The sequence below is a fragment of the Flavobacterium sp. genome, from assembly GCF_044341265.1.
In the GTDB taxonomy this organism is placed as follows: domain Bacteria; phylum Bacteroidota; class Bacteroidia; order Flavobacteriales; family Flavobacteriaceae; genus Flavobacterium.
In genome coordinates this window covers 1-3895 of sequence record NZ_JBIISA010000065.1, presented here as the reverse complement: position 1 = coordinate 3895, position 3895 = coordinate 1, and the positions used below count along the sequence as shown (strand labels likewise).

Annotated in this window: 5 protein-coding genes; 4 read left to right on the top strand and 1 reads right to left on the bottom strand. The window is 32.6% G+C overall.

Translation table 11 applies throughout. From position 1 onward, the window contains the following. The 4 genes from ACIQ06_RS15985 to ACIQ06_RS15970 form a co-directional block, all read left to right on the top strand. Positions 1-895, top strand: an 895-nt coding sequence (locus ACIQ06_RS15985) for a ribonuclease Z (protein ID WP_396147928.1), incomplete at its 5' end; no start/stop codon positions are given. A gap of 6 nt (positions 896-901) precedes the next feature. Further along, positions 902-1042 (top strand): hypothetical protein, encoded by a 141-nt coding sequence (locus ACIQ06_RS15980; RefSeq protein ID WP_396147927.1) that lies wholly within the window; start codon positions 902-904, stop codon positions 1040-1042. 66 nt (positions 1043-1108) lie between these two features. Then, positions 1109-1753 carry a pyridoxamine 5'-phosphate oxidase gene (gene pdxH / locus ACIQ06_RS15975; protein WP_396147926.1) on the top strand — a complete coding sequence of 215 codons (645 nt, stop codon included), beginning with the start codon at positions 1109-1111 and terminating at the stop codon, positions 1751-1753. A gap of 172 nt (positions 1754-1925) precedes the next feature. Beyond that, a complete protein-coding gene (locus tag ACIQ06_RS15970; RefSeq protein WP_396147924.1) occupies positions 1926-2423 on the top strand; it encodes a CAP domain-containing protein in 498 nt (165 codons plus the stop codon). A 423-nt stretch (positions 2424-2846) separates the two neighbouring features. Here ACIQ06_RS15970 and ACIQ06_RS15965 read toward each other — a convergent pair. Next, the coding region (locus ACIQ06_RS15965) for an OmpA family protein (protein WP_396147923.1) at positions 2847-3895 on the bottom strand (1049 nt) is incomplete at its 5' end.

Below are 3895 nucleotides of genomic sequence, written 5' to 3'. Positions count from 1 at the left end.
ACTTGGCTGCTATGCAGCAACACCAAGAACTATTTCCAATCCAACATCTCAAGTTTTAGAGATTAAAAATCGTGTGTTTTTAATTGATTGTGCAGAAGGAACTCAAGTGCAATTGCGAAAAAGTAAAGTCAAGTTTTCTAAAATTAATCACATCTTTATTTCCCATCTTCATGGTGATCATTTTTACGGATTAGTTGGATTAATATCAACTTTTATGTTGCTCAATAGAGAAAGTGATTTGACCGTTTATGGCCCAAAAGGAATCAAAGAAATCATTCTACTTCAGCTACGAGCTTCTGGTTCTTACACAGGTTATAATTTATATTTTCACGAGTTAGAATCCAATGAATCAGAAACAATCTTTGAAGACGATAGAGTAGTGGTGAAGACCATTCCATTAAAACATCGAGTTTATACCAACGGATTTCTTTTTCAAGAAAAAAATATAGAGCGAAAGTTAAATGTAGAAGCCGTTGAAAATTATGAAATAGATAAAGTTTATTTCAATAAAATTAAATATGGTGGCGATATTACTTTAGATAACGGAACCATTATTCCAAATTCAGAACTAACTTTTGATCCACAAGTTGCTAAAAGCTATGCTTTTTGTAGTGATACGATGTACGACGAATCTATAATTCCACTTATTGAAAACGTAGATTATTTGTATCACGAAAGTACTTTTCTAGAAAGTGAAGCCCATCTTTCTGAACGAACTATGCATTCAACTGCCAAACAAGCCGCTACAATTGCTTTAAAAGCAAAAGTTAAGCATCTTATACTTGGACATTATTCTACTCGTTATGGCAACATAGAATACTTTAAAACCGAAGCTCAAACAATTTTTCCAAATGTTCTTCTGGCAGACGATGGAAGAGAATTTGAAATGGAGTAGGAGCGAATGGCTTGGTCTTTATCAGCAAACCCTTTTCCTGCTGCAGGAACTCGCTTTTTTATATTGTTGCCTGAGGCTCTCGAAGGCAACAATATAAAAAGAGCTCAAACAATTCCAGCATCAGGGCTAAAAAGTAATTCATTTTAACATTTGTTTCCGTTTTAAGAATAAAATCTCTTTAACTTTGTATCTATAAAAGCAATTTATAGTACAATGAAAGATTTAAGCAATTACAGAAAATCCTACGAAAAAAGTGAACTTTTGGAAACTACTATTCCAGAAGATCCAATCAATTTATTCAACAGATGGTTCCATGAAACCGAAGATTTAGATGATGTTGATGAAGCCAATGCCATGACTATTTCTACTATTGGTGTTGATGGATTTCCTAAATCTAGAGTCGTACTACTTAAAAAGTTTAACGAAGAAGGTTTTATTTTCTACACTAATTATGATTCAGAAAAAGGTCAAGCCATAGCGAACAACCCAAATGTTTGTCTTTCTTTTTTTTGGCCAAGTATAGAACGTCAGGTAATAATTAAAGGTATTGCAGAAAAAACTCCTACCAATGTTTCTGATAATTATTTTGATTCTCGTCCTACAGGCAGCAAGCTTGGAGCTATTGCTTCTGACCAAAGTAGGGTAATTGCATCTAGACTTGTTTTAGAAGAGAAGTTAAGGGAATTAGAACAATATTATGACGGAAAAGAAATTCCAAGACCAACAAATTGGGGAGGATATTTAATTAGACCTCAAGAAGTTGAATTTTGGCAAGGTCGTCCTAATCGTCTTCATGATAGAATTAGATATCAATTGCAAGATGATTTTAACTGGAAAATTGAAAGACTTTCATCTTAATTGTAAGAAAAGTTCTTATTAAAAAATAAAAAAGATGTATTTCATCGATTTTATTTGTCAGTTTAACGACATAGTAGTAATATTGTATAACCAAATCAGAGAAAACGTTCATACAATATTAACATAAAGATTTTTGCCCCACATCTATCTTTAAAAAACTTAACCTACTATTATGAAAGCAAAACTACTAAGATTGTTTGTGCCAATGGCTTTGGTATTCACTATGATTTCTTGTTCACCAGATTCTAAAGAAGAAGAACAAGTTGAAGCGAAATTAATCACTGATTATAATTACACTCAAGATGAGTTGAAATTAGCTGAAGTAATCAATGATTATAGAGTAAATAAAGGTCTTAATGCTTTAGAAATTATTAACCACATTTCATATAAGTCTTTAGAGCATAATCAATACATGATTGACAATAATGTAGTTAATCATGATTATTTTGAAGAGCGTTCAAACAATATAATACAAGTTTTGGGTGCTGTAAAAGTTGGAGAAAATATTGCGTATAATTTTTCTACCCCAAATTCAGCTTTGTATGCATGGTTGCAAAGTCCTGGACACAAAGCTAATTTAGATGGAGATTATACTCACTTCGGAATATCTATTACAGTTAACCCTGCTACAGGTAAAAAGTATTACACTAATATGTTTATGAAAAAATAATTGATTTATAGTTTTGTTTGATTTTGAATAAGCCATCTGTTTTCAGATGGTTTTTTTTATGTGTTTTTTCGTCATTGTTATCACTTATCATACAATAAAAGAAATGGTAATGCATAAATTTCACCAACGTTATTGTCTTTTAAATGATACTCTTTAAATAGCCGATGGGAAGGAAACATAATTATAAAGAAGTTGTAGAAGGTTATTTAGATGTTACTTTCATCTTAGTTGCTTTCTTTTTTAGTTCCTTAAATGGTTTATAATTTACGTTATTATCAGTATTTGTTTGTAGTACATTAAATAAAATATCTATGGTACAACCTTCAAATTGTTTACTTCATACAGTAAGTAAGAGGTAAAAAAAGAACCGCTCAATTACTTGAACGGTTCCCAGGGTTTAAACAATTGTATATTAAATATAATCTACAATTTAGTAATAATAAATTCAGATCTTCTATTGGCTTGGTGTTGCTCTTCAGTACAGTTTGATTGGTTTGTTGGTTCACAACCACAATCGTTTACTAGTTGCGACTCACCATATCCTTTTCCTGTTAGTCTTGATTTTGCGATGCCTTTTTCTACTAACCATGCTATTGTTGATTTAGCTCTTCTGTCTGATAATGCCATGTTGTATTTGGCTGTTTGACGACAATCGGTATGAGAGCGAACATCAATCTCCATCGTTGGGTTTTGTTCCATTACATCTAAGATTTTAGCCAATTCTACTGCTGCATCCGGTCTGATGAATGACTTGTCTAAATCGAAGTAGATAATTTTGATTCCAAAAGCTTTGGCTAAATCGTCTCCAGGTTGTACTGGTTTTTGTGCTTTCTCAAGTTCTACTGGAACAAATGATTTTCCTGATTCGTCTTTTGTAATGGTTGGTGTCTCTACAGTATTGTACTCTGGCTTTTCTGTTTTAATGTAGTATTTTGTTCCACAATCAACTTTTCCAAAGTCAAACTTACCATCTTTATCCGAGATTACCTCTTGTAGCTTTTTGTAATTAGCATCTGACAATGTTACTCGTGCTCCAGAAAGTGGTAATCCTGATTCTTTATCAGTTACAACTCCAGTTAAGAATTGCTCACATTCTAGTTTCTTAGTTTCTTTAAATCTGTAGATGTCATCACCACCTTGTCCGCCATCTCTATTTGAGGTAACATATCCTATTCTTGATGATGTATTGATAAGGTAAGCAAAATCGTCTTTCGAACTGTTTAATGGTTCTCCTACGTTTTCTACTTTCTTATAGCTTCCATCAGCTTGTTCTTTGGCAACAAATACATCTAATCCTCCAAGTCCTGGATGTCCATCTGAGGCAAAATAAATTTCGTTCTCATTAGTCACCATCGGAAAAGTTTCTCTTCCTTCTGTGTTGATTACATTTCCAAGATTTGTTGGTGTACCATAACTTCCATCTGATTTTATTTCAACTTTGAACAAATCTGATTGTCCTAAAGTACCTGGCA